This window comes from Ruminococcus albus 7 = DSM 20455, from assembly GCF_000179635.2.
In the GTDB taxonomy this organism is placed as follows: domain Bacteria; phylum Bacillota; class Clostridia; order Oscillospirales; family Ruminococcaceae; genus Hominimerdicola; species Hominimerdicola alba.
In genome coordinates, this window is the sequence record NC_014833.1 from 3328105 (window position 1) to 3352626 (window position 24522).

Below are 24522 nucleotides of genomic sequence, written 5' to 3' on the forward strand. Positions count from 1 at the left end.
CTGACACAGCTGTCCCCTGTCGGTAATTATATACGTATCAGTACCGCCCCTATAGTCTTTATCAGTGATAATAGGAATCTATTCCAAGATATTCTTCAAGGCAAAGTCCCGATTTTGTGATCTTCTTTGCAAGATCCTTGCCCACGTATCTTACGTGCCAGGATTCATACATAAAGCCCGTTTTCTTCTCCTTGCCCTTCGGGTAGCGCAGTATGAAGCCGTACTCGGCACAGTGGGCGGCTATCCACTTGGCTTCACGGGTACCGTTGAATGAGGTGCTCGCGTTGTTGATATCTATGGCAAGTCCCGACTGATGCTCGGAGTGACCAGGCCTTGCGGAGTATGTATCAGCAGCCTTCTGACCGTCGCGGTTCACATAGCTCCAGTAAAGATCGTACTGTGTATTGTAGCTCCGGAAGCCCGAGCATATCCACAGAGTTATGCCGTCATTCTTGGCACCTGCCTGCATGGCATTGAATGCTTTCTGTGTTGCAGATGTAAGACCGTTCCCATAATTTCTTGGCAGTGCATAGCTCTTGTTCACTATGAGTATGCCGTCAACATAGGTAACACCGTTTTTCACCGTGATAACAGGGCCCTTCGGCTCGGGCTCGGGTTCAGGCTGCGGCTCGGGCGGCACGTAACCGCTAAGTGAGCGTTTTCCCTTTATATGTGCCGCCAGCTTGGTTATGTCTGTTGCGGTGATACTTCCGTCACCGTTAACGTCTGCTGCAGCGGCAGCATTTTCCGAAAGGACGCGTTTACCCTTTACATGAGCACCTATGCTTACAACATCGGTGCTGGTCACCTTTCCGTCACCGTTAACGTCACCGTTGCCTGCTGCAAATGCGCAGACAGTGCCTGTGACGACCGCAGCCGCAACAGCAATAGCTGCGGATGTGATTTTTCTGATGTCTTTTTTCATTTGTTTTTCTCCTTTACAAATACAATGTTATTTATATCAGAAGACAGTATGTCCTCTGTATAGGCAATTTAACATGATATTTATCGTTTTTTGTTTCTTATGTTCTTTATATTTATGTTATTTTACAGCATTATAGCATAAGCCTCCGCCAATGTAAACAGTTGAGAACTTAATAAAATATCTATTGAAAAATTATTCAAAATGTGGTAAAATAAATCCAAATACAGATTACAGGTGGTAAAATATGGATCTTAATGATATCAGGGCGGAAATAAATGATGTAGACAAACAGCTTCAGGAGCTTTTCAATAAGCGCATGGAGCTTTGCGGGCAGGTAGCAGCCTACAAGATAGAGAAGGGTCTGCCTGTTTTTCAGAAAGACAGGGAAAAGGAAGTCATAGCACGTGTGACTGACAGTGCCCCCGAAGGACTCCAGGGTGCCACAAGGGTATACTTCCAGACCATGATGGATATATCAAAATGTCTGCAATACCGCAGAATGTTCGATAACGCAGGGTTTATCCCCTTTAAAAAGCTTGACCTCTCGGGCAGGCACAGGGTAGCTGTGCCGGGCACATACGGTTCCTATAATCATATTGCCTGCGGCGAGCTTTTTGAGGATGCCGATACCATGTTCTTTGACAGCTTCGAGGAGATATTCAAGGCTGTATCCGCAGGTGCGGCTGAATTCGGCATACTGCCTATAATCAATTCTACAGCAGGGTCTGTTGTACAGACCTACGAACTCATGCGTCAGTACGATTTCAAGATATGCGCACAGACCAAGCTGAAGATATCCCACTGCCTTGCCGCAAGAAAGGGCGTTAAGCTTGAAGATATCCGCGATATCTATTCACATGAACAGGCACTCAGACAGTGCTCAGACCTGATAAACAGAGGCGGATATAAATCCCACAGCTTCTCCAATACCTCACTGGCAGCCTGCTACGTTAAGGACAGTCAGGAGCCCTGTGCCGCTATTTGCTCTGAAAAATGCGCCGAGGAACTGGGACTTGAGATACTCAGGCACAGCGTTCAGAACGCTGCCGAGAATTATACAAAGTTCATACTCATCTCTCACGAAACCTTCAAGGCGGATAATGCGGATACTATATCCGTGTGCCTTGCACTCCCCCACCAATCATCATCCCTTTACAGGCTGCTGACAAAATTCTCGGTGGCAGGGCTGAATATGACCATGATAGAAAGTATGCCCATAGCCAACACGGATTTTGATGTTATGTTCTACCTTGATTTCAAGGGCGATATCGGCAAGAAGGAAGTTACCACACTGCTCAGCGAACTTTCACAGGAGCTAAGCTATTTTAAATTTCTCGGTAACTACAAGGAGGTATAAGATATGCGTATCGGTCACGGATATGATGTACACAGGCTAACCGAAGGCAGAAAGCTGATACTGGGCGGAGTAGAGATACCCTATAAGTACGGTCTTGACGGTCATTCGGATGCTGATGTTCTCGTGCACGCACTTATGGATGCCATTCTCGGTGCACTGGCACTTGGTGATATCGGTCAGCATTTTCCAGATACCGACCCTGAATACAAAGGCGCCGACAGTATGAAACTGCTGGACAAGGTCATCGAATTTGTAGATGACAGCAACTATGTTTTCTCTAATGCCGATATGACTATATGCTGCCAGAACCCCAAGCTTGCTCCTTACATAATGGATATGCGCAACAATATCGCCATGACTATCGGCTGTGATATCGACCAGATATCCATAAAAGCAACTACTGAGGAGAAACTCGGTTTCACAGGTGAGGGACTGGGTATATCGGCTACAGCAGTGGTACTGCTGGAGGATCTCTGATGCATCTCAGACCGTACAAGCCCTGCGATGCTGAAAAGATAGTCAGCTGGATAAAGGATGAAAGGTCATTCAGGCTGTGGTCATCGGACAGGTTCGGTGATTTCCCGCTGACAGCAGACGCACTTAACAGCTACTACTCCGAATACAGGGACAATGACCGCCATCTGGAATTTACGGCATACGATGATAAGGGTATCTGCGGACACATGATAATGCGCTTTACCGATGTAGAAAGAAAAACAGTGCGTTTCGGGTTCGTCATAGTGGACAGCGAAAGGCGCGGACACGGGCTCGGCAAAAGTATGCTCGCTATGGCAGAAAATTACGCCTTTGATTTTCTCGGCGCTGAAAAGATAACTCTCGGGGTGTTTGAGAATAATCCCGCGGCACTGCACTGCTATCTCGCGGCAGGTTTCAGCATGATCGGTACTGAGGACGGTTATTACAGCTTTCACGGCGAAGAATGGAAATGCACCGAAATGGAGCTTATCCATAAAGAATGATATTATAGCTACAGACTGACAAGGTGGAAATCTTCCCCCTGTCAGTTTTTTTAACGGCTGTTTTTATTGAAAAAAATTTTTTTCAAAAAAGTGTAACTATTAAGTGAGTTCTTCCGTCTAATATTATGTAAGGCAAAAACAATGACCCGGGTAAAATGAAAAATAAAAAACGGAGGAAATTACAATGAAAACAAGAATTATCATCGCAGCCGCAATAGCAGCAGTTTCAATGGCAGCATTCACAGGATGCAGCGGAACATACTCAGTAGATGAAAAAACAGGTGCTGTGAACATCACCCCTGCAGAGGCATCAAATGAAAAGCAGGGTGCTCCGGCAGGTGATACAAAGATCAAGGAAGAGATCTCTGTTGAATCTTCATCGGCAACCGAATCCAAAGCAAAAGATAATAACGTTTCAAAGGCTGAGGACAACTCTGAGCCTGCTCAGGCTGAAGATTCTGTAAAGAATGATATGCCTGTTCAGTCACAGGCTGAAACAGCTACCGCGGTGAACAATGCACAGGAAAACAGTGTGGACATGGATACATCGGCACTTTATCAGTACGCGCTCACAGCAGTGGAAGTATTTAATAATGCAGGCTATAATGCCAGCGGACTTCAGGTAAGGTGGGCTCATGGAACCAGTGACGAGAATTTTGAACCCTGTGAAAGAACTCTCGGTTCGTTTAGATATTATGATTTAGGTGAGTATAGTGAAGATTACCTGCAGGAGGTAAGGGATAATCTCTACGGCGGATATCTGAGTGAGAACATTTGCAACACATATGGCTTGTACAAAGCAGAGAACGCTATAGTTGAACATGATGGACAATATTATTTTGATTCTCACTATATGGGAACAGGCAATTATGATCTGTTTGAGTGTATCGAAGGCAGCGTCAATGTGATAGATGCTGATACCTATACTGTAGATGCTATGCACAAGGACGGTATGAATATTTCAGGTGAGGGCAGAAAGTGCGTGATAACACTGAAGAAAGTAATCGGTACTGACAGCTGGCAGATAGACAGCGTTCAGGATCTGTAATATAAAACGTTGAGCAGACGCGGAAACACAGCTGCTCAGTCTGTTGAAAAACCTATAATTAGATATAATCAAGTGGACGCCCTTTGTTACAGGACGTCCACTCTTTTATTATAGATCTCCATTGTGGAGCGCACTCATTTGGATATCTTTCCGCAGCGGTGATCATCAGGATTTCTGCTGTAATTTCAGGCATAAAAACAGCCCGCAGAAAAATCTGCGGGCTGAACGTATTAGCATATTAGTCCTGATACTTGCCTCTCTTAACGTAGGTAGTATGCAGATACTTGTGAGCGTTGTGAGCGCCGGGAGCTTCAAAGAATTCCTTGTACAGCATATCGCAAACAGGGCTCTCGTGAGACATTCTCAGCTTCATGCTGCTGTCTGCATCGTACAGAGCCTTAGCTCTGATAGCCTTGAGGTCAACGAAGTTTCTAACTGCGTCGCTCTGAACAGGCTGACCGCCGCCGTTGATACAGCCGCCGGGACAAGCCATGATCTCAACGAACTGGTAATCTCTCTCGCCGGAGAGTATGCCGTCGATGATCTCTCTTGCGTTAGCAAGACCGGAAGCAACTGCTACCTTTACGGTAACGCCGCCTACTGTGTAGGTAGCTTCCTTCAGACCCTTTGTACCTCTTACATCGTGGAACTCCAGAGGCTCGCACTTGCCGTCCAGCTTAACAGCTGCGGTTCTGAGAGCAGCCTCCATAACGCCGCCTGTTGCGCCGAAGATAGCGCCTGCACCGGAAGCGATCTCGAAAGGATCGTCAAACTTCTCGTCAGGCAGAGCATTGAAGTCGATACCAGCTTCTCTGATCATTCTGCCCAGCTCACGGGTCGTGAGTGCAACATCAACGTCATCATAATCGCCGTTTCTCTGCTCTTCTCTTGTTACCTCGAACTTCTTAGCAGTACAAGGGATAACGCTGACTACGAACAGGTTCTTGGGATCGATGCCGTTCTTCTGGCAGTAGTAGCTCTTGAGCAGTGCGCCGAACATCTGCTGAGGAGACTTGCAGCTCGACAGATGAGGCAGGAAATCAGGATAGAAGTGCTCACAGAACTTTACCCAACCGGGGCAGCAAGAGGTGAACATAGGCAGAGTGCCCTTGTTCTGGATCCTCTCGATCAGCTCGTTAGCTTCTTCCATGATCGTGAGGTCGGCAGTAACGTCCATGTTGAAGATGTTAACGTCGCCCAGTCTTCTGATAGCAGCGACCATCTTGCCCTCAACGTTAGTACCAACAGGGTTGCCGAACTCTTCGCCCAGAGTAGCTCTGATAGAAGGAGCGGTGAAGAATACGACCTTCTTCTCGGGATCTGCGATAGCGTCCCAAACTTTCTTCTCGCTGCTCTTCTCGGTAAGAGCGCCTACAGGACATGATACGATACACTGACCGCAGCCTACGCAAGCGGTAGATGCCAAAGGCATATCGAATGCGGAACCAACGTGAACGTTGAAACCTCTTCTGATGTTGCCGATAACGGAAACGCTCTGTACATTCTTACAAGCAGCAACGCATCTCATACACTGTATGCACTTGTTGTTATCTCTTACGAGGAAAGGAGTGGAGTCGTCGATAGGCTTGTTCATTTCCTCGGGCATGAATCTGTCCTCATCTGCGCCGTAAGCAACGCTGAGCTTCTGCAGCTCACAGTTGTTAGCTCTTACGCAGGACAGACACTTCTTCTTGTGGTTTGAAAGGAGAAGTTCCAGAGTAGTCTTTCTGGACTTTCTAACCTTAGGAGTATTTGTGAATACCTCCATGCCCTCTGCTGCAGGATGTGTACAAGCAGCAACAAGACCTCTTGCGCCTGTGATCTCAACTACACAGATACGGCAAGCGCCGATGCAGTTAACGTCCTTCAGGTAGCAGAGTGTAGGTATATCAACATTAGCAGCCTTAGCAGCTTCGAGAACGGTAGAACCTGCGGGAACTTCAACAGGTATGCCGTTTATTTTAAGATGAATCATTTCCATAGTTCTATACCCTCCTCTTACTTCTTGATGATAGCGCCGAACTTACAGTTGTTCATGCAGACACCGCACTTGATACACTTGGTTGTATCAATAACGTGAGGATTCTTGACAGTACCTGTAATAGCGTTTGCGGGACAGTTTCTAGCGCAGAGCGTACAGCCCTTGCACTTGTCAGCGATGATCTCATACTGGAGCAGGTTCTTGCAGACGCCTGCAGGACATTTCTTCTCCTTGATGTGTGCGAGATACTCGTCGCCGAAATACTGAAGTGTGGAGAGTACAGGGTTAGGAGCAGACTGACCCAGTGCGCACAGTGAAGAAGACTTCATGTGTGTAGCCAGATCCTGGATCTTCTCCAGATCCTCCATCTCGCCCTTGCCGTCAGTGATCTTCTCCAGCAGCTGGAGGAGCTTTCTTGTACCAACACGGCAGGGAGTACACTTACCGCAGCTCTCATCAACAGTGAAGTTGAGGTAGAACTTGGATACATCGACCATACAGTTGTCCTCGTCCATAACGATAAGTCCGCCTGAACCCATCATGGAGCCCAGAGCAGCGAGGCTCTCGTAGTCGATAGGAGTATCTATATGCTGTGCAGGGATACATCCGCCGGAAGGACCACCTGTCTGCGCAGCCTTGAATGCCTTGCCATCGGGGATACCGCCGCCGATCTCTTCGATGATCTCACGGAGAGTTGTACCCATAGGTATCTCAACCAGACCAACGTTGGTGATCTTGCCGCCCAGAGCGAATACCTTAGTACCCTTGGACTTCTCAGTACCCATAGCAGAGTACCAAGCAGCACCCTTTCTGATGATCTGTGCGATGTTAGCGTATGTCTCAACGTTGTTCAGCAGAGTAGGCTTGCCGAACAGACCCTTAACAGCAGGGAAAGGAGGTCTCGGACGAGGCTCACCTCTGTTACCCTCGATAGAGGTCAGCAGAGCAGTCTCTTCGCCGCATACGAACGCACCTGCACCCAGTCTGATCTCGATATCGAAATCGTGGCCTGTGCCAAGGATGTTCTTGCCAAGCAGACCGTACTCTCTTGCCTGATCCAGAGCGATCTGGAGTCTGTTAACAGCAACAGGGTACTCAGCTCTTACGTATACATAACCCTGATGAGCGCCTACAGCGTAGGAAGCTATTGTCATAGCCTCGATAACAGCGTGGGGGTCACCCTCGAGGATAGATCTGTCCATGAATGCGCCGGGGTCGCCCTCGTCTGCGTTACAAGCAACGTACTTTACATCGCCGGGAGCGTCCTTTGTGAACATCCACTTTCTGCCGGTGGGGAAGCCTGCACCGCCGCGTCCTCTGATACCGGAATCGAGAACTTCCTTAACTACCTCATCGGGAGTCATGGAGGTCAGTGCCTTATACAGTGCCTGATAACCGTCGGTAGCGATATACTCCTCGATATCCTCGGGGTCGATAACGCCGCAGTTTCTCAGTGCGATTCTCTTCTGCTTTCTGTAGAAGTTTGTCTCATACAGAGATATGATGGAACCGTCCTCGTGAACAGTCTCCTGATACAGCAGATCCTTGCAGATCTCACCGTTCACGAGATGCTCGTCAACGATCCTCTTGATGCCCTCGGGAGTAGCCTGTGCATAGAAAGCACCCTCAGGGTAAACGATAACAATGGGTCCGAGTGAGCAAAGGCCGAAGCATCCTGTTCTTACTACAAGTACTTCATCAGCTATGCCCTTAGCAGCCAGCTCTTCCTTCAGTGCCTTCAGCACGTCCATGGAATGAGAGGACTGGCAGCCTGTACCGCCACAGACAAGTACCTGCTTGCGGTAGCCTGTTTCCTTAGCGAGCTTTTCGCCCTCCTCGGCAATTATTGTCCTGACTTTAACGATATCCGCTTTAGCGGCTTTGATCTTATTCAGTTCTTCGATGGTCATACTGCCTTACCTCCTTACTTGTAGCTATCCAGGATCTTTGCGACCTGTTCGGGTTTCAGCTTGCCGTAAACGTCCTCATCTACCAGCATTACGGGAGCCAGACCGCACGCACCTACGCAGCGGCAGGAATCGATAGAGAACATACCATCAGCAGTGCACTCACCGCTCTTGATGCCAAGCTTTGCCTCAACAGCCTCCAGTATTTTATCGGAGCCCTTAACATAGCAGGCAGTACCGAGACAGACACTGATCCTGTGCTTGCCCTTGGGGGTAAGTGAGAACTGGCTGTAGAACGTAGCAACGCCGAATACCTCCGACAGTGATACGCCCAGTCCGTCAGCGATCATCTTCTGGACCTCGATAGGAAGATAGCCGTAGATCCCCTGAGCCTCCTGCAATGTAGGCATCAGTCCACCGGGCTGGTCATGGTGCTTTGCAATGACTTCCTTAAGCTGTGCCTCCTGCTCAGGAGTACCCTGAAAAGGAATAACGGTTTTCTCAGTCATAAAATAACCTCCTTAATTGATTTTGCATAACAAAATATACTGATCATGCGCTGTACATTTATTTTTGGGTATAGGGGATATAAGTGCGTATATGCCCCTTTTATCAACGTGCAGCCAACATTATTATTATACATTATTTCGACACCCTTTTCAAGCATTTTAGAAAAATTAATACACAAACTTGACTGCATTTTTTTATGCATTTTTACGCAAAATGTTCGGTTAGTTGTATTTAATTCGGTTAGTTTTACCTAACATTGCGATAATCCTGCATTTTTCCGACCTCCTGATTAAGTGTGTTCTGAAATGTCCTATGTGTTTTTTTATATGACTTCAGACTCTTGCAGGATTTCTTTCATTTCATTAACAATCCCAGTTATGAATAAAATATGTCAATTGGCTAAATGCACAAAATAATTTGACCAATTTTGTGAAAGATTTTTCGTAATTTTTGTATACAAAACACAAAAAATATGCTATAATATAATCAGTCCAAAGGAAGGGAGCGATGTTCTATGAAGTCTATCATAACCATCAGCCGTGAATTCGGCAGCGGCGGCAGAGAGATCGGCAGAACTCTGGCAAAAGAACTTGATATACCGTTTTATGACAAAGAACTTCTGGAAATGGCTTCCAAGGAAAGCGGGATATGTGAGGAGCTTTTCGTCAAAAACGATGAGAGCTATACCAACAGTTTCCTGTTCTCCCTTGTTATGGGCAGCTATCCGGTATCACCCGACGGCAGGATAAATCCCGATCTTCCACTGAATCACAAGATATTTCTTGCTCAGTTCGATACTATAAGAAAGCTGGGAGATAAAGGTCCCTGTGTAATAGTCGGCAGATGTGCAGATTACGTGCTGAAGGATCACCCCAATGTCATAAACTTCTTCCTGACAGGGGAATTAGCCGATAAAAAGGCAAGGATACTCGGCAGATACGATATTGAAAAGGACAAGGTGGAGGACTTCATAAAGAAGACCGATAAACGCCGTGCTTCCTACTACAATTATTATACCGACCAGAAGTGGGGCGCAGCGCCCAACTACGACCTTTGTATCAACACGTCCAAGACGGGCATACAAGGTGCGGTAAAACTCATGAAGGAGTATATCCCCATCAAAGAGGGATTCAGATCCGAGTGAGTTCATTAAATAATGACATTCATGTTTTTAATTCATTTTACTTTCCTTACTACAAAGAGACACCGAGCCGGGAGGTCGGTGTCTTTTTGTTTTTGCTTATTTTGCTTTCAGCTGTCCTCTTTCATGCACCTTCAGATGATGAGTATCGTTAAAAGCACATATCCTGAAATTCGCCTTGCCGCCGTATCTGTCATCGGTGCAAAGCTCCGTTACCGCCGTCATGTCCGCGTTGAATCCCTGCCATACTATCATCGGTGATATATTCAGCAGATGCGCCGTTACCGCACACATCGCCCCGAAATGACAGAACATCGCTATAGTGTCATCACACTTGCGCTCCACCTCGTAATGTCTGCCTTTTCGTATAAGCCCGTACTTAGCAAGAACTTCGTCCACTCCTGCATCCACAGCTTTTATCCGCTCCCCCATGCCTGCCGCTTTCATGGCAGGGTGCTCATACCAGCCGTCCTTTTCATACAATCCCGGTATCTCCGTCCAGTAATCCGGCGGCACATCCCAGACCGTTTCTTTCCTGCCGCTCTCGGGATTTTCCCACATAAGGTCGAACTCATGCAGCCAATCACATACCACTGCCCGCTTTCCGTGAAATTTTCTAAGCGTTATATCGCAGGTCTCCCGCGCCCTGCCCATAGGCGAAACATAAAATTCCTTTATGTCCTCCCCTGCCAGCCTTTCCGCCAGCAGACCTGCCTGTTCAATGCCCTTCTCTGTAAGACAGTCCTTAACGTAATCAGGCTCTCCGTGTCTGAGTATAAGTATCCTCATGTTTTCCTCCATATGGTGTGTTTTCCGTTTTTTCTTTTCTGATGAGAATTATAAGCGATACCACGAACATCACTGCATACGCCGCAGATACGTTTGTCCTTCAGCACTCCCATACCATTATATACTCCTCTTCATTTTCATCTGCTATTTTAAAGCCGACTTTCCTGTACATCTTAACTGCGTAATTCGCTTTCTGCACCGCCAGCGATGCTCTTGAAAATCCTGCATTTTTCAGGACTTCAAGCATCTTCATCATAAGTTCGGTGCCCATGCCCTGTCCGCGGTACTCCTTGTACAGCGATATCGCAAAGGAGGGTGTTTCATCATCGATATGACCGTAATCATCCATTATCCTCGTCCATACTGCCCCGACTATCCTGCCGTCACATTCGGCGCACAGCGCAAAGTCGCCCCTGCGTGTTCCGAAGTTTTCAACATATACCTGCAATTCGGGGCGCTTGATTATATCCTTAGAAGGCGGTTCTACCCCCTCAGTTATAAATATCGCCTCATACAGAAAATCTTCAAGGACAGTATATTCGCTTTTTTCAAGAGTTCTGATCTTGTATGCCATCGTACCTCCGCATAGTTTTTTATCTGAGTATCTCTCCGTTCACACATTCCACCATTACCGTGAAAGGTCCGTCGTTTTCAAGGCTGACTTTCATATCCGCCCCGAATATGCCCTTTTCAACCTTACCGTTTATGCGGTCATCACAGCACTTGCAGAAATACTCGTAAAGTTCATTCGACCTCTGCGGTTCTCCTGCATTCACGAAAGACGGACGGTTTCCCTTGTGACAGTCCGCATACAACGTGAACTGACTGACACAGAGTATATCTCCCCCCACATCGTTCAGCGCAAGATTTGTCTTGTCGTTCTCGTCCGCGAATATCCTCAGCTTGCAGACCTTGTCCGCCAGCTTTTCACAGTCATTTTCATCATCCCCGTGACCTGCGCCCATAAGTATCAGCAGACCCTTGCCTATCTCACCGACTACCTTGCCGTCTACCTCTACCCGCGCATGATTCACTCTTTGTATCAGTGTCTTCATCACTTCACCTCTATCTCATAACCATAGCTGAATACTTCCCCTGCGCCAAGCTTTACAGCGTGAGGCTTTTTCTCAATATCGGGATAAGCATCATCAGCATACACAGGCACAGATGTCCAAGGTTCAAGGCATACGAATGCCGCCCTGTCATCTCCCGTAGGTGACCACACTGCTATGCACTCCGACTGCGGATACTTAACCGTCACCGCCCTTTCGGACTTTCTGCTTTTCAGCGTAACAGCCTTTGACTCGGGCTTGTCGATAATTATAGCATCATTGTCGAACAGCGCCCTTGTCACCGCAAGCACATTTCCGTTCTCCGCAAGGACATTTCCTGCGGCATCGAATATATGCTCATTCTTTTCGTATACTATATCATAGTCCTCAAAGCTTTCGCCCTCTTCCAGCGGACAGTTGAACGCAGGGTGTCCCCCGATATAGAAATACATATCCCTGTCACCTGTGTTCTTAACAATATTTTCCACCCTTACACCGCTTTCCAGTGCCGTGTAACGGACGGTCAGTTCAAACTCATAAGGATACTGTGCAAGCGTATCCTCGTTTTCACGCAGCACGAAACTTATGGTATCCCCGTCCGTACCTGCATACTCAAACTCCATATCCCGTGCAAAGCCGTGATTGGCTTTCATCCTGTAGTCCTTTCCGTCAGCGCGGTAAGCCCTGCCCTCAGGCGAGCACACAAATGGGAAAAGCACAGGCGCATAACGCTTCCATGCATCACCGCACTGCCAGAGGTATTCCCTGCCCCCATGTTTTACAGAATGCAGCTCTGCCCCGAATGTATCCGCCGATATCTCGGTATTTCCGTTCTTTACTGAATATAACATAGTTATATACCTCCATTCATTACTGTTAATAGTTTACCATATTCTCCCCCATAATGCAAGCGCATACCACCGTTTCCCCACGCATAAAAACGCCCTTGTGTGATGCGACGGTACTCATCCCACAAACCCGTATCCAAACAGAAATTTAACTCTTTCGGGCAGCGCGGAAATTTTTATAATATGGTCATCCCGCTGATGTACCATATTAATCGGTCTTGTATCGAAGCCTTAATCACCAGCACAATGTTTCATTATTATATTTGATTATCCCGTTTACACACCAATTGATTTGGTGTAATATCAGAACCAGAAATGCTCGGCGGTTATCCTTTGTTATATAGCACTTTGCGGTGTTGCGTCAAAGGGATGACCATGTTTTATAAAGAAAGAAAAAACAGAGGATAGCTACGTTTGCAAACATAGCTGTCCTCTGCCCAATAGATAGCATAAATTTTCTGCGTCATATCCCGCAGATCTGTCAGTGTCGAATTAATGCTCAACTCTGTTTTTGCCGTTGTTCTTGCCGTCGTACAACCTGTCATCAGCAAGACTTATAATCTTTTCAATATTGTCATGGGGTTTGCCCTTGCATACGCCTATCGTCATCGTAACAGAGAATCTTTTTGCGCCTGCCCTGAATTTCTCTCGGCTCACCCGGTTTATGATCTCCTCAGCACAGGCTATACCACCGTCAAGCCCGGTCCCGGGCAGGATAAACAGGAATTCCTCTCCACCCCATCTTGAAACATATCCGCCTTCGGGTACATTTTTTCTGATGATATCAGCCACTCTCGAAAGCACCTCATCGCCCTTTGTATGACCGTAGGTGTCATTGATGCGCTTGAAGTCATCAATATCCCCCAGCCCGATAACATAGCCTCTTCCGCTCTTTTTGCTTCCTGCAGAGATCTCCGCCAGCTTTTCATTCATCTGACGTCTGTTGTTCAGTTTTGTCAGCGGATCGGTAGATGCCATTATCCTCAGCTGTTCTGTCTGCACCCTCAGCTTGCAGTCCTGATACATACGCATCCTGGTGAATATCAACGCAACATATACCAACACGAATGAACCCACAATTATATTTATCACATAAAATACCGTGTTATATGACTGCTCCGCCATATCGTACTTCTCGCGCCCCGGGGTAAGGTATAAGAACCTCAGCAAACCGTAGATAGGCACCGATATGGACATGACTATAAACGGTATCACCCTGTTTTTGTTCGGCATCAGGAACGCCAGCGGTATTATCATCAGCAAAAACATACAGAAATCGGGCTTCAGCCCCACATATACCGTAGCCGTCGCCGCGTGTATTATTATCTCCGCCATTGTGGCATATACCAGGTTCAGCTTTTCTTTGACTTTTTTTGCCAGTATTATCAGCATCACATAAAATCCGACACTGAACACATTGAATATGACCATAGCCCATATCTTTGAAAACGCAAACAGCGTCAAATAAAGCGCATGAGCCGCAAGGCACGCAACTAGGGGCAAAAAATACATCAAGAAAATAGCTTTCTCAGATAACCTGTTATCCATACGTTCTATAAACGCAAGATCTTTTTTATATTGCTGTTCGCTGTACATACTCTCACTTCACTTTCATAATGAGATCCTTGATTTGTATAATTATAACATATCAAACCGATTTAGTCAATGATTTCATGCAATGTAATTAAAAATTCATATTGTTATCTGATAAAACAAAAAAATGCCGTAAATCGGTTGATAGCCATTCATATAAAGTATAATAAAATGCGGAGGACATCCATACTATAATAGTACGGCTATCCCCCGCAAATTCCATATAAAAGTTTTAGGTAGTGGGTTCAGCATAGCGAAGCTGACGCTTAGGAAAACCCTTTTTCAAAAGGTTTTTCCCCGAGAGAATGTCCCGATACACGTAGTACAGCCCTGTGAGCCAAGTCATTCAAAGGAGCGGAAAAAGCCGAGGGCTCGCATTGAGGTGACTTCATTGTTGGTGACGATGAGGTGATCCAGGAAGCAGACCTGATCATCGAGGAGGTTACGGAGTTTGCGCGTGAAGATCACATCCTCATCGGAGGGTATGGCAGAGTTGCCGGGGTGATTATGGGCGAGGATGAGGATATCGGTGCAGTTAAGGGCGATGAAACTTTTAAGCTCATCCACGTCGAAAGCGATACGGTCAGTGATACCTGCGGAAAGTACGGCAGAGGCGGTAAGTCTGCCTGCTTTGTTGATGCTGAATGCGCATAGCCTTTCTGTGGTATCGCCTTTGAAGAAATTTAGAAGATAGCGGCTGAGTGAATCAAAATCATCAGCATGGACGGACACGAAGCTTTCTTTTTCGGCACGCAGGAAGACCTGACCCAGGAATAACAGCTGTTCGGCGCACCTTAGCCCTATGCCTTTAACCGCGGTGAGGGAGTCGATATCGGCGGAAAGGACGGTACGGAGGTTGCCGAATGTATCAAGGAGCGCGTGGGCTGCTGCAGCGGTATCGGCGCGGGGGATGATATTGTAAAGCAGCATCTCCAGCACCTCATGGTCTGAAAAGCCGTTAAGGTCGAAGCTTTGTCTGAAGCGTTCACGCATACGTTCGCGGTGACCGCTGTGTATAGATTCATCAGCCATACTTTCCTCCGTTTCTATGTATACAGCAAAGCCCCGCCGTGATGACGGTGGGGCTTAGTTACGTACTTATCAGTCTACAGTTTCAAGACCTTCAGCCTTGAATGCCTGTCTGAGATCGTTTATAAGGTCGTTCTTGTCCTCGATGCCGATAGCCACGCGGTAGAATCCGCCGTGGAATTCCTGTGGATAGAGGTACATTCTCTCGTCGTCCTCACCGAGGAATACTATCAGGCTGCCTGTGTTGCCGAGGGATACAGCTGATGTGAAAACATTCAGGTGAGTAACAACTCTGTTGTAGAGGTCGTGCTCGCCTTTAAGACCGAAGCTGAGTACGCCGCCGAAGCCGTGTTTCATCTGCTTTACTGCCAGCTCGTGACCCTTGAAGCTCTTCAGACCGGGGTAAGCCACGAAGCTTACGCAGGGCTGCTTTTCAAGCCATTCTGCTACTGCAAGAGCGTTGTCGTTGTGTACCTGCATACGCAGGGGGAATGTTGCAGCACCTCTCTGTATCAGCCATGCGTTGAAAGGGCTGATGCAGCCGCCGATATTTACCTGTGCCTGATAGCGTATAGCTTCGCAGGTCTCGTGGTCGGTGATGATAGCGCCGCCCATGGAGTCGCCGTGGCCGTTGATGTACTTTGTAAGGCTCTCAACAACGAAATCAACGCCGTATTCCAGAGGTCTGGTATTGTAAGGCGAAGAGAATGTATTATCAACGGATACCTGTATATTGTTCTCGTGCGCCAGCTTGACTATTGCTTCGATATCGCAGATACAGCAGGTAGGATTGCCGGGGGTCTCGAAGTGTATCAGCTTGGTGTTGGGCTTGATTGCAGCCTTTATCTTTTCGATATCGGTGCAGTCAACTATGCTTGTCTCGATGCCCCACTTTTCGCACCAGAGTTCGTTGAATATACGGTAGGTAGCGATATATGTAACAGTTGAGAATATAACATGGTCGCCCTTTTTGAGCTTGGTGAAGAACAGTGCGGAAAGTGCTGCAACACCGCTTGCGAGAACTACGCAGTCCTCACCGCCGTGGAGGTTAGCTACTTTCTTTTCCAGCATACCCTGATTAACGCCGCCGTTTCTGGTATAGATGTTTGCTTCGGATGCAGACCAGTTCATGGTAGAGGGGTCATAGGGCAGCAGGAAGCTGTTAGCCATATAGATAGAAGGCTCGATAGCGCCGCTTGCGGGGTCGGGCTCGGCACCGACATGGATAGCGCGTGTGGTAAAACTCATTTCTTCAAGATTCTTGTCACTCATTATTTTACTTCCTTTCAGAATAATGCTTTATCGCAATAAAATACTAAATCTTATTATACCATATTCATTTTTGAATTTTGTAAATTTAATGTGAATTTTTGCCGAAGTCAGGTATTGTTCTTGTCGATAAGCTCGAAGCCGTAGCCAGAGATAACTTGTCTGAGGGTGCTTACATAAAGCTTTGCGGCGGCGGAAAGACCTGCGCGGACGTTCTCTATCCAGCCGATGAGCATATCCTCATCGGTCTCAAGAGGGACTGCGGTTATGGTACCGCTGTTGATATCGCCGCCCAGCACACCGCTTGATATGGTATATCCGTTAAGCCCGCCAAGAAGGTTGAAAAGTGTGGCGCGGTCGCTGACGTGTATCTGCTTTTTAAAGGTACGGGTGCTGAGTATCTCCTCGGAAAAATAGAAAGAGTTCAGCTGACCCTGTTCAAAGCACACGAAGGGGTAGTCCTCAAGCTGGCTGCAGGTGACGATCTTCTCGCCGGCAAGGGGGTGATCCTTGCTTATGAAAACATGGGGCTCCACTCGGAAAAGCGGGTGGAAGGTGAGTCCGTTCTCTTTCAGCAGTTTCAGTATGACCTTGCGGTTGAAGTCGTTTATAAACAGTACACCGACTTCGCTGTTGAGATTTTTCACATCATCTATGATCTCGCCTGTACGTGTTTCGCGCAGGGTGTATTCATAGCTTTCGCGGTCAAGCTCGGAGAGCATTTTTACGAAGGCTTCAACGGCGAATGCATAGTGCTGGGTGGATATGGAGCATATACGCTTTATCTTCTGTCCGCTGGAATAACGGGCTTCAAGGAGTTCAGCCTGCTCGACCACCTGTCTGGCATAGCTGAGGAACTCGCTTCCGTCTGAGGAGAGGGTCATACCTCTTGGGGTGCGGCGGAATATCTCGATGCCGAGTTCTTTTTCAAGCTCCTTTATGGCATTCGATAGGCTAGGCTGGGATATATACAGCTGCTTTGCACCCTCGCTGAGGGAGCCGCAGTTGACCACGGTTATAACATATTTCAGCTGTTGCAGGGTCATAGGTCACACTTCCTTTGCGGTGAGGTTTATGATCACGGGCAGTATATACACTGCCGCGAACACGGCTGCGCTTGCAGCCATTACAGCCCACATTAGCACTTTTGCAGGCTTTTCGGGGACTTTGAGTTTCTTGCTTATGACGAAGTGCCACAGTGCGCAGAGGACTGTACCGATAAGGGTAAGGATAAGCCCCGGTACAAAGCCTTTGGGCATGGCGGTAACGGTGATATCGTTATTGCCTTCGGAAAGCTGTACTGCGGTAAGGTCGCCAAGTACTTTTACACAGGGGACGGATCTTCCGTTGATACGGACTTTCAGACCGTCGGTATAGGGGACGTTTATCAGGCAGTACTCTCCGCCGCGGGCATTGATGCTGCCTGTGAGCATACCGCCTTTTCGGGTGAAGTTCACGGTATGTGCGCTTTCGGCGGCAGCAAGGAGTTTATTGGTATTTATGGCGGCAACACCCAGCGATCTCAGGGTAATATCCTTTTTGGCACGGGCTTTTACGGTGACGGGTTCGTTCTCGAATTCACCGAGCTTCAGCAAGCCGTTGAATTCACCGTCAGGATAGCTGCCCGAGATCGTCTTGCCATTTACTAGCACTTCAAAAGTACCGTCGATATAGCTGCCAAGGGAAACCTGCGGACGGTCAAAGGCATCGAAGTAAAGTGCAGTCCTGTCAAAGACGTCGATAGTCATTTCGTAGGTGGTATCTGCAGTGACGGTATAGCTGCCGCTGCCGTTTTCGGTGTCTTCAAAGGTGCTGACGGATACCGCATCGGATGAGAGGGTATTATCGCATATGAACTGCTGTATATCACAGCGCGGGATATCGGGGAGGTCACCTTCGATCGAGGATATGTCATCAAGTATAAGTCCCGACGGCAGGTAGTTCTCATTGGGCACTATGGAGTAATCATCGTTGGAGTATACGGCGTTATCGGCTTTGCCGCGGACTATACGGTACTTTATGCTCATTAGCATATCCGTGAGCCCTGTGCCGCCGCAGCTGCCCACATCCATCCAGTTTGAGGATACTCCCATGCGCTTCATCATGTACATATAATCCTGGTCGTTGAGTGAGGTATAGTGGCTTACAGAGCCGTAGCCGAGAGCGCCGACGAGGTTTACATAGAACAGCTTGCCGTCCGTATTTACGCGGAACATATCGGTATCGTCTATCCTGTCAGCAAGGTCATAGACCTTGTTCTGTTCAGCGGCGCGTCCGGGGTTTATATATACGGGAGAGGTAAGATATATCCTGGTGTTTATAAGTGATTCGCAGAGGATAAGGGCAGTACAGAACAACGCGAGGGTCTTTGTGCTGAGGACACCTTTGCGGTAAAGGATGAGCAGTACCGTACTCATTACAGATACCATAAGGAATATTGTGATGCATATTTTCAGCGATTCCCTGTCGCCCCAGAGTGTTCTTGCATACGCACAGGCATCATCACGGTGACGGTCTGCATAGTCAGAAAGTATCTTTATGAATATATACAGTACAGCCAGCAGGGGTATTATGACAGCTGTGTGGTCGGTCAGCCTGTTTTTCGGGGGACATCTCTGAGCGTCCTTGTCTTCGAGATACATAGCTGTGCATACCGTCAGCATGAACTCAGTCATAAAGGCGAACCTTGAGGGGAAGGACATATAGCTGCCTGTGTGCCACATAAGGTTCACGGGCTCGGCTATTATAGGTATGAGGGTCAGTAGGGAAAGGAGGAGCAGACGGTTCAGCTTTTTGCTGCGCGGTCTGCCGTCACAGGTGAAAAATACCGCTGCCGTCAGCACGAATGCGGAGCAGAGTACGGTGGGGAGGGTGGTCTCATAGGTGGTTATGAAGCCTGCGCTTTTTACAGAACTGAAAAACTCCTCCTTGACCCTGCCGCTTTTTGTGTACTGCAGAAGGCTTGGCAGCCATACCACAGCTGTCATAAGGGCTGCCGTGAAAGAACCGAATATAAAGCGCACTGCTGTATCTCCGCCTGTTTTCTCACGGCGCACAGCGGTAAGGGATATACCTGTGAAAAGCATGATGAATATGACCGCCATATAGCCGATATAATAGTTTATTGTCATCATGGCTGCCAGTACAAGTGTGTAGGGGGTAACGCGCTTTTTCTCAAACAGCATATCAAGGCTCAGGAGCAGCAGAGGGAAAAGGTACATCATATCCAGCCATATCACGTTCTGGTAGTACATGAGCCCGTAGCCGCTGAGACCGTAAAGTATGCCCAGTGCCGTCACCCATACCGGGGAGAGTTTTCGGAAAGTCTTATAAAGGTACAGGGAAGCGGTGCCGCCGCATACCATAAGCTTCAGCATTACCAGGATATTTGCAAAGTAAAGCATATCCGTCTTTTTTACAAATGCCGCAAGGAACGAGAAAGGGCTTGCGAGAAAGAAGAATATCACCGCCCACATATCCATGCCTGCGGCGTTATTGAGATTAAGGAAGACTCCGTCCTTGCCTGCCAGGATATCCTTGAAGTCGATGAGCAGAGGTATTACCTGCTGCACCATATCACACCATGCCACAGTGCCGTGTCCGAAAGGATAAGCACCGTCGAGTTTATATGCGTAAAGTATTACTGCCATTATAAGCAGCGGTGCTGACAGTACTGTCAGCAGGGCGGCAGGCAGTTTTGGTTTTGTTTTTTCCATAGTGACCTCACATTAAATTATCTGTTTATCGCTTATGCGTACTGACGTTTTAAAGCGCTGTACGCATACTATATAATTATAATGCCGATGCAGAGAAAAGTCAACCGCAGCGGGGAGTAATGATGAAATTTCGGTGAAATATACAGCATTGTATTGATTTTTGAATTGAAGGGTGATATAATTGAGAGGTCAGGATCAAATACGGAAGGGAATGAGTGATCTGAAATATTACGGTATGATCTCAGCGCTGAAAGCTATGGCGCTGACAGTGGCAGTGACACTTGCCTGCGGTGCGTTCGCATCCTGCGGCAGCACAGACACTGATAATGGCGCTAAGGCATCTGACAGAAAGGATGCTTCGGTACAGACTATCGACAGCAGCGCTGACACAGTCACTACAGGTGACGAGGATATCTCGGAGAACAGCTTTGTTATAACCCTGCGTGAGGACAAAGCACCTATCACCTGCAAGAATTTTAAAAAGCTGGTAAACAGCGGTTTCTATGACGGACTGACATTCCATAGGGTGATCGACGGGTTCATGGCACAGGGCGGTGACCCCGAGGGCAACGGTACAGGCGGCTCGGGTGAGAACATCAAGGGCGAGTTTGACAGCAACGGTGTTGAAAACGACCTGAAGCACGTAAGAGGAACGGTATCCATGGCGAGATCACAGGATCCCGACAGCGCTTCGAGCCAGTTCTTTATCTGCTATGATGACTGCGCTGCACTTGACGGTGATTATGCTGCATTCGGACAGGTGACGGAGGGCATGGAGGTAGTTGACAGGTTCCTGAACGTTGAAAGGACTATGGGACAGGATGGACAGATATCTTCTCCCGTAACACCCATAACCATAACCGATGCGGAAATGCTATCTTCAGATGCTGACGGTCATGACAGAGCGATATTTACTGTGGAATTTTCAGAGGAGCAGTAAAGGGATACGTAAAACTTGATAAGAAAGGAAATGAATGATTTGAAAAATAACAGGATCAGAAAAGCGCTGAAAGTAATGGCGCTGACATTGGCTATGACACTGACCTGCGGTGCGTTCGCATCCTGCGGGAACACAGACAAGAAGAATGACTCGAAGGCAGCTGACAAAAAGGATGCTGCGGCACAGACAGATGATAAGGGCGGTGACGCAGTTACTTCCGGCGATGAGGATGCTTCGGAGGACAGCTTTGTGATAACCCTGCGTGAGGACAAGGCACCCATAAGCTGTGAGAATTTTGAAAAGCTGGTAAGCAGCGGTTTCTATGACGGAGTTACCTTCCACAGAGTAGTGGCAGGTTTCATGGCACAGGGCGGCGACCCTGAGGGCACAGGTGCAGGCGGCTCGGGTGAGAACATCAAGGGCGAGTTCAGCGCGAATGGTGTCGAGAATGACCTGAAGCATCAGAGAGGCACCGTATCCATGGCGAGATCACAGGACAACGACAGTGCTTCAAGCCAGTTCTTTATCTGCTATGATGACTGCGATTTCCTTGACGGCAACTATGCGGCATTCGGTGAAGTATCACAGGGCATGGAGGTAGTTGACAAGTTCCTCAACTGCGACAGACAGATGAATCAGAACTATGAGCTGGCTGAGCCCGTAAAGCCCATTACAATAACCAAGGCTGAGATGATAGATCCCGATACCGACGGCCATAAGAGAGCGAAGTTCACAGTAAACTTCACAGAGAGAGAGTTCAAGGAAGGCGAGTTCACCATAACTCTCCGCGCTGACAAGGCTCCCATAACCTGTGAGAACTTTAAAAAGCTGGTAAAGGAAGGCTTCTATGACGGACTGACATTCCACCGCGTCGTTGATGACTTCATGGCACAGGGCGGAGATCCTGAGGGAACAGGCATGGGCGGTTCTTCTGAGACTATCAAGGGCGAGTTCAGCGAGAACGGTGTTGAGAATGATCTCAAGCACGTAAGAGGCACAGTATCCATGGCAAGATCAAGCGATCCTGACAGCGCTTCAAGCCAGTTCTTCATCTGCTTTACCGACTGCGCTTTCCTTGACGGACAGTATGCGGCTTTCGGTGAAGTAAGTGAGGGCATGGAAGTTGTTGACGGCTTCACTACCGTATCACGCGGTTACTCACAGTCTTCAAACCCTGAGCTTTCCGCACCCGGAACACCTATCACCATAATCAAGGCTGAAATGGCTGATCCTGATGCTGACGGAAATGACAGAGTAAAATTCACAGTTAAATACTGATACAAAAAGGCACTCCCGGAAATATCGGGAGTGCCTTTTTCGGTAATGATCGTATAATTATCAGGAGATAGACTTTTTGCCTTTGATGTGAGCAGCTATCCTTGAGATATCCGAAACGGTAACAGAACCGTCGCCGTTAACATCTGCGCGTGCAGCTTCTTCTGCTGACAGAGTCTTTTTGCCCTTTACAAGTGCCGCTGCCTTGGAGAGGTCGGTAACGGTTATGCTGCCGTCGCCGTTGACATCGCCGCGGAGGCCGTTATGATCGGATGTACTTGTGATGTACTTGATAGTGACATTTTTACCGGGCATGAAAAAGCTTGTTTCGATGTCTTTTGGGTCTACGAAGGTGACACCTGAGGCAGCGCTGTTCCAGCTGACAAATTCTCCGCGTTCACCGAGGTAGTATACATAGAATTCATCGCCTTCTTCGGCGGTGCGTGACAATGAGGATATTGTCATATTGTAGAGATATACGTTCTTGTCGGCTGTCACGGTGTAGATCTTCTTGGTAGTTGGTATAACACTGAATGAGTAGCTGCTTATGCCTATGTTGTTGCTGTATTTCGCACTGATCTCGTATACATTTACGTCTTTGCCGTCAAGCTCGATCGAGGTTGAAGCGGGGTCAAGTTCCTTTACGAATTCATCGTCTGCATAGAGTGCAAGGTATATAGGCTTGAAGTTTGTTTTCCACTCTACCTTCAGCTTCTTGCCGTCAGCAACGTATCCGCCGACGGGCTGTACAGTGAATTCGGGTGCGACACAATTGAATACCGAGCTTTCGATATAATCCTGATCACCTGATCCGTAGTATGTCCTTACCCTGTAATAGCCGGATCCGTAATCAGACATGAACTCTTCGGCACCGATGAAGTTCTGTGTGGGTTCATCAAGAGGTGTATACATACAGCTTTCAAATATTATTTCGGTCATGACGGGGGCAAAGTCAACTTCCCAAGTAAGATCGGACAATTGGTTATTTGTTACGTCGATATCATTCGGCTGCTTGGTGAAGTGATAGTTTGTGTTTGCCCTGACTAAACGGAAGGGGGAAGAATCCACATAGCCCTCATAGCCGTAATCGTTTGTATAGTAGGCTCTCATGAAAAGATCCTGACCGATGTACTCATCGGATATAGTTGCAACAGGTGCCCAGGTCAGATAATCGTTTGCCGGGCTTGCATAGACCACTTTATCGCCGCAGAATACCTTGATCTTATTGCAGCTGAAAGACAGCATACCGCAAACCTTGGCTTCATGCTCGTTTTCGGGTATGACGGTGTTGAATACAGAATCTACAAACTCGTAATCATAAGCCATTGATACGTAGGTTGAAGCGCTGACATAGTCATTTTCGCCGGAGCCGTAGTACATACGCACAAGTACGTTCAAGTCCGCATCGTTTTCTGTCATGGTGACACTGGCGGTATTTCCGCTGACGTTGCAGCTGCGGTCGAATTCACCGTCTACGTATACATCAGCGTGGAGCGGAGTGAAGCCTGCGGTGTATGTGGCTGTTGCTGTTTTGTTCTGACCGGAGAGGACTACCCATTCGGAGTAATTTATGAGCCTGTATGCCATAACATGGAATATCTCGGTATCGACATACCCTGTTTCGGAGTAGTACACCCTCAGTTTAAGATCTCTGCCTGCAAGGGATAGAGGTATATTTGCATTTACGATGTTGGGGTCTTCGGTATTAACGGGCAGCTCGGAGAGAACTTCTCCGTCACTCTCAATGAGCTCAGCCTTGATATAATCAAAGGATACGGCAGCTGTTGCCAGACCTGTCTCGGAATGATCTTCGATTATAACATCAATGGGCTGCACGATGACGGTGTTGGAGACCGACAATACTGTTTTGGGAGACCCGGCAGATGCAGCGCTAGCTGTGAATGCCGTTGAAGGCAGCAGGGTCATCGTCATGGCTGCTGACATTGCTATGCTGATTACGCGGTTTGTGATCGGTTTTTTGTTTGATTGCATTTTTCATACCTCCTTGAAAGTACATATTATTTGTATAAATATTAATATTTAACGGAATTGTTTCAATTTCGTTACAACTTACGTTTAAAGTATAGCATGAAGAAGATGAAAAGTCAATGAAAGACAATTATTTAACAATGCTTGACAAATTGTCTGCTATATGATATAAT

The 24522-nt window shown here is 47.6% G+C and carries 21 protein-coding genes and 1 pseudogene; 8 read left to right on the forward strand and 14 right to left on the reverse strand.

What is annotated here, in order from left to right:
* Nucleotides 1-61 precede the first annotated feature (61 nt).
* Entirely contained in the window at nt 62-925 is an 864-nt protein-coding gene (locus tag RUMAL_RS15020) for a D-alanyl-D-alanine carboxypeptidase family protein (RefSeq protein WP_013499534.1), read from the reverse strand.
* 244 nt (nt 926-1169) lie between these two features.
* On the opposite strand from RUMAL_RS15020, the gene RUMAL_RS15025 reads away from it, so the two are divergent.
* From RUMAL_RS15025 to RUMAL_RS15040, 4 genes are all read left to right on the forward strand, one after another.
* A complete protein-coding gene (locus RUMAL_RS15025; RefSeq protein WP_013499535.1) occupies nt 1170-2282 on the forward strand; it encodes a bifunctional chorismate mutase/prephenate dehydratase in 1113 nt (370 codons plus the stop codon).
* Between the two features lie 3 nt (nt 2283-2285).
* Complete coding sequence (gene ispF / locus RUMAL_RS15030) at nt 2286-2759, forward strand: 2-C-methyl-D-erythritol 2,4-cyclodiphosphate synthase (RefSeq protein ID WP_013499536.1); 474 nt, start codon at nt 2286-2288, stop codon at nt 2757-2759.
* On the forward strand, nt 2759-3262 hold the full coding sequence (locus RUMAL_RS15035) for a GNAT family N-acetyltransferase (protein ID WP_013499537.1): 504 nt from the start codon (nt 2759-2761) through the stop codon (nt 3260-3262). The genes ispF and RUMAL_RS15035 overlap by 1 nt, the downstream gene beginning before the upstream one ends.
* 184 nt (nt 3263-3446) lie before the next feature.
* A complete protein-coding gene (locus RUMAL_RS15040; RefSeq protein WP_013499538.1) occupies nt 3447-4310 on the forward strand; it encodes a hypothetical protein in 864 nt (287 codons plus the stop codon).
* A gap of 238 nt (nt 4311-4548) precedes the next feature.
* Here the strand turns inward: RUMAL_RS15040 and RUMAL_RS15045 are convergent, their stop codons facing one another.
* The 3 genes from RUMAL_RS15045 to nuoE are packed head-to-tail and all read right to left on the reverse strand — an operon-like array spanning nt 4549 to nt 8707.
* Nucleotides 4549-6291, reverse strand: coding sequence for an NADH-dependent [FeFe] hydrogenase, group A6 (locus RUMAL_RS15045; protein ID WP_013499539.1), 1743 nt, complete (start codon nt 6289-6291; stop codon nt 4549-4551).
* A 17-nt stretch (nt 6292-6308) separates the two neighbouring features.
* Nucleotides 6309-8195: an NADH-quinone oxidoreductase subunit NuoF gene (gene nuoF / locus RUMAL_RS15050; protein WP_419247558.1), complete on the reverse strand. Its 1887-nt coding sequence runs from the start codon at nt 8193-8195 to the stop codon at nt 6309-6311.
* A 20-nt stretch (nt 8196-8215) separates the two neighbouring features.
* Complete coding sequence (nuoE, locus tag RUMAL_RS15055) at nt 8216-8707, reverse strand: NADH-quinone oxidoreductase subunit NuoE (protein WP_013499541.1); 492 nt, start codon at nt 8705-8707, stop codon at nt 8216-8218.
* Nucleotides 8708-9222: 515 nt separating this feature from the next.
* Between nuoE and RUMAL_RS15060 the strand changes: the two genes are divergently transcribed.
* On the forward strand, nt 9223-9852 hold the full coding sequence (locus RUMAL_RS15060; protein ID WP_013499542.1) for a cytidylate kinase-like family protein: 630 nt from the start codon (nt 9223-9225) through the stop codon (nt 9850-9852).
* Nucleotides 9853-9948: 96 nt separating this feature from the next.
* On the opposite strand, the gene RUMAL_RS15065 is transcribed toward RUMAL_RS15060, so the two are convergent.
* The 9 genes from RUMAL_RS15065 to RUMAL_RS15105 form a co-directional block, all read right to left on the reverse strand.
* Nucleotides 9949-10638, reverse strand: a complete 690-nt coding sequence (locus RUMAL_RS15065; RefSeq protein WP_013499543.1) for a histidine phosphatase family protein — start codon at nt 10636-10638, stop codon at nt 9949-9951.
* A gap of 100 nt (nt 10639-10738) precedes the next feature.
* Nucleotides 10739-11212, reverse strand: a complete 474-nt coding sequence (locus RUMAL_RS15070) for a GNAT family N-acetyltransferase (protein WP_013499545.1) — start codon at nt 11210-11212, stop codon at nt 10739-10741.
* 19 nt (nt 11213-11231) lie between these two features.
* Nucleotides 11232-11693 (reverse strand): D-aminoacyl-tRNA deacylase, encoded by a 462-nt coding sequence (gene dtd, locus RUMAL_RS15075; protein WP_013499546.1) that lies wholly within the window; start codon nt 11691-11693, stop codon nt 11232-11234.
* Nucleotides 11693-12541 carry an aldose 1-epimerase family protein gene (locus tag RUMAL_RS15080; protein ID WP_013499547.1) on the reverse strand — a complete coding sequence of 283 codons (849 nt, stop codon included), beginning with the start codon at nt 12539-12541 and terminating at the stop codon, nt 11693-11695. The genes dtd and RUMAL_RS15080 overlap by 1 nt, the downstream gene beginning before the upstream one ends.
* Nucleotides 12542-13030: 489 nt before the next feature.
* Entirely contained in the window at nt 13031-14041 is a 1011-nt protein-coding gene (locus RUMAL_RS15085; protein WP_157865484.1) for a GGDEF domain-containing protein, read from the reverse strand.
* Between the two features lie 432 nt (nt 14042-14473).
* Entirely contained in the window at nt 14474-15163 is a 690-nt protein-coding gene (locus RUMAL_RS15090) for a JAB domain-containing protein (protein WP_013499549.1), read from the reverse strand.
* Between the two features lie 69 nt (nt 15164-15232).
* Nucleotides 15233-16432: a trans-sulfuration enzyme family protein gene (locus RUMAL_RS15095; protein ID WP_013499550.1), complete on the reverse strand. Its 1200-nt coding sequence runs from the start codon at nt 16430-16432 to the stop codon at nt 15233-15235.
* Between the two features lie 107 nt (nt 16433-16539).
* The gene (locus tag RUMAL_RS15100) at nt 16540-17475 is read right to left on the reverse strand and encodes a LysR family transcriptional regulator (protein ID WP_013499551.1); all 936 of its coding nucleotides are present in this window, start codon (nt 17473-17475) and stop codon (nt 16540-16542) included.
* Nucleotides 17476-17478: 3 nt separating this feature from the next.
* Nucleotides 17479-20145, reverse strand: a complete 2667-nt coding sequence (locus RUMAL_RS15105) for a YfhO family protein (RefSeq protein WP_013499552.1) — start codon at nt 20143-20145, stop codon at nt 17479-17481.
* 211 nt (nt 20146-20356) lie between these two features.
* On the opposite strand from RUMAL_RS15105, the gene RUMAL_RS15110 reads away from it, so the two are divergent.
* The 3 genes and pseudogenes from RUMAL_RS15110 (at nt 20357) to RUMAL_RS22590 (ending at nt 22363) form a co-directional block, all read left to right on the forward strand.
* On the forward strand, nt 20357-21085 hold the full coding sequence (locus RUMAL_RS15110) for a peptidylprolyl isomerase (protein ID WP_013499553.1): 729 nt from the start codon (nt 20357-20359) through the stop codon (nt 21083-21085).
* Between the two features lie 93 nt (nt 21086-21178).
* A pseudogene (locus tag RUMAL_RS22585) lies at nt 21179-21784 on the forward strand (peptidylprolyl isomerase); the annotation flags it as partial.
* 78 nt (nt 21785-21862) lie between these two features.
* Nucleotides 21863-22363, forward strand: coding sequence for a peptidylprolyl isomerase (locus tag RUMAL_RS22590; RefSeq protein ID WP_419247559.1), 501 nt, complete (start codon nt 21863-21865; stop codon nt 22361-22363).
* A gap of 60 nt (nt 22364-22423) precedes the next feature.
* Here the strand turns inward: RUMAL_RS22590 and RUMAL_RS22595 are convergent, their stop codons facing one another.
* Nucleotides 22424-24352 (reverse strand): dockerin type I repeat-containing protein, encoded by a 1929-nt coding sequence (locus RUMAL_RS22595; RefSeq protein ID WP_013499555.1) that lies wholly within the window; start codon nt 24350-24352, stop codon nt 22424-22426.
* Between the last annotated feature and the right edge of the window lie 170 nt (nt 24353-24522).

What these genes read in the sequence shown, in the direction of transcription:
- RUMAL_RS15090 (WP_013499549.1), bottom strand. Translation starts at nt 15,163, where the DNA reads ATGGCTGATGAATCTATACACAGCGGTCACCGCGAACGTATGCGTGAA.
- RUMAL_RS15095 (WP_013499550.1), bottom strand. Translation starts at nt 16,432, where the DNA reads ATGAGTGACAAGAATCTTGAAGAAATGAGTTTTACCACACGCGCTATC.
- nuoE (WP_013499541.1), bottom strand. Translation starts at nt 8,707, where the DNA reads ATGACTGAGAAAACCGTTATTCCTTTTCAGGGTACTCCTGAGCAGGAG.
- RUMAL_RS15040 (WP_013499538.1), top strand. Translation starts at nt 3,447, where the DNA reads ATGAAAACAAGAATTATCATCGCAGCCGCAATAGCAGCAGTTTCAATG.
- RUMAL_RS15105 (WP_013499552.1), bottom strand. Translation starts at nt 20,145, where the DNA reads ATGGAAAAAACAAAACCAAAACTGCCTGCCGCCCTGCTGACAGTACTG.
- RUMAL_RS15100 (WP_013499551.1), bottom strand. Translation starts at nt 17,475, where the DNA reads ATGACCCTGCAACAGCTGAAATATGTTATAACCGTGGTCAACTGCGGC.
- RUMAL_RS15070 (WP_013499545.1), bottom strand. Translation starts at nt 11,212, where the DNA reads ATGGCATACAAGATCAGAACTCTTGAAAAAAGCGAATATACTGTCCTT.
- RUMAL_RS15110 (WP_013499553.1), top strand. Translation starts at nt 20,357, where the DNA reads ATGAGTGATCTGAAATATTACGGTATGATCTCAGCGCTGAAAGCTATG.
- RUMAL_RS15080 (WP_013499547.1), bottom strand. Translation starts at nt 12,541, where the DNA reads ATGTTATATTCAGTAAAGAACGGAAATACCGAGATATCGGCGGATACA.
- RUMAL_RS15045 (WP_013499539.1), bottom strand. Translation starts at nt 6,291, where the DNA reads ATGGAAATGATTCATCTTAAAATAAACGGCATACCTGTTGAAGTTCCC.
- RUMAL_RS15020 (WP_013499534.1), bottom strand. Translation starts at nt 925, where the DNA reads ATGAAAAAAGACATCAGAAAAATCACATCCGCAGCTATTGCTGTTGCG.
- RUMAL_RS15025 (WP_013499535.1), top strand. Translation starts at nt 1,170, where the DNA reads ATGGATCTTAATGATATCAGGGCGGAAATAAATGATGTAGACAAACAG.
- RUMAL_RS15060 (WP_013499542.1), top strand. Translation starts at nt 9,223, where the DNA reads ATGAAGTCTATCATAACCATCAGCCGTGAATTCGGCAGCGGCGGCAGA.
- RUMAL_RS15065 (WP_013499543.1), bottom strand. Translation starts at nt 10,638, where the DNA reads ATGAGGATACTTATACTCAGACACGGAGAGCCTGATTACGTTAAGGAC.
- dtd (WP_013499546.1), bottom strand. Translation starts at nt 11,693, where the DNA reads ATGAAGACACTGATACAAAGAGTGAATCATGCGCGGGTAGAGGTAGAC.
- ispF (WP_013499536.1), top strand. Translation starts at nt 2,286, where the DNA reads ATGCGTATCGGTCACGGATATGATGTACACAGGCTAACCGAAGGCAGA.
- RUMAL_RS22595 (WP_013499555.1), bottom strand. Translation starts at nt 24,352, where the DNA reads ATGCAATCAAACAAAAAACCGATCACAAACCGCGTAATCAGCATAGCA.
- RUMAL_RS15035 (WP_013499537.1), top strand. Translation starts at nt 2,759, where the DNA reads ATGCATCTCAGACCGTACAAGCCCTGCGATGCTGAAAAGATAGTCAGC.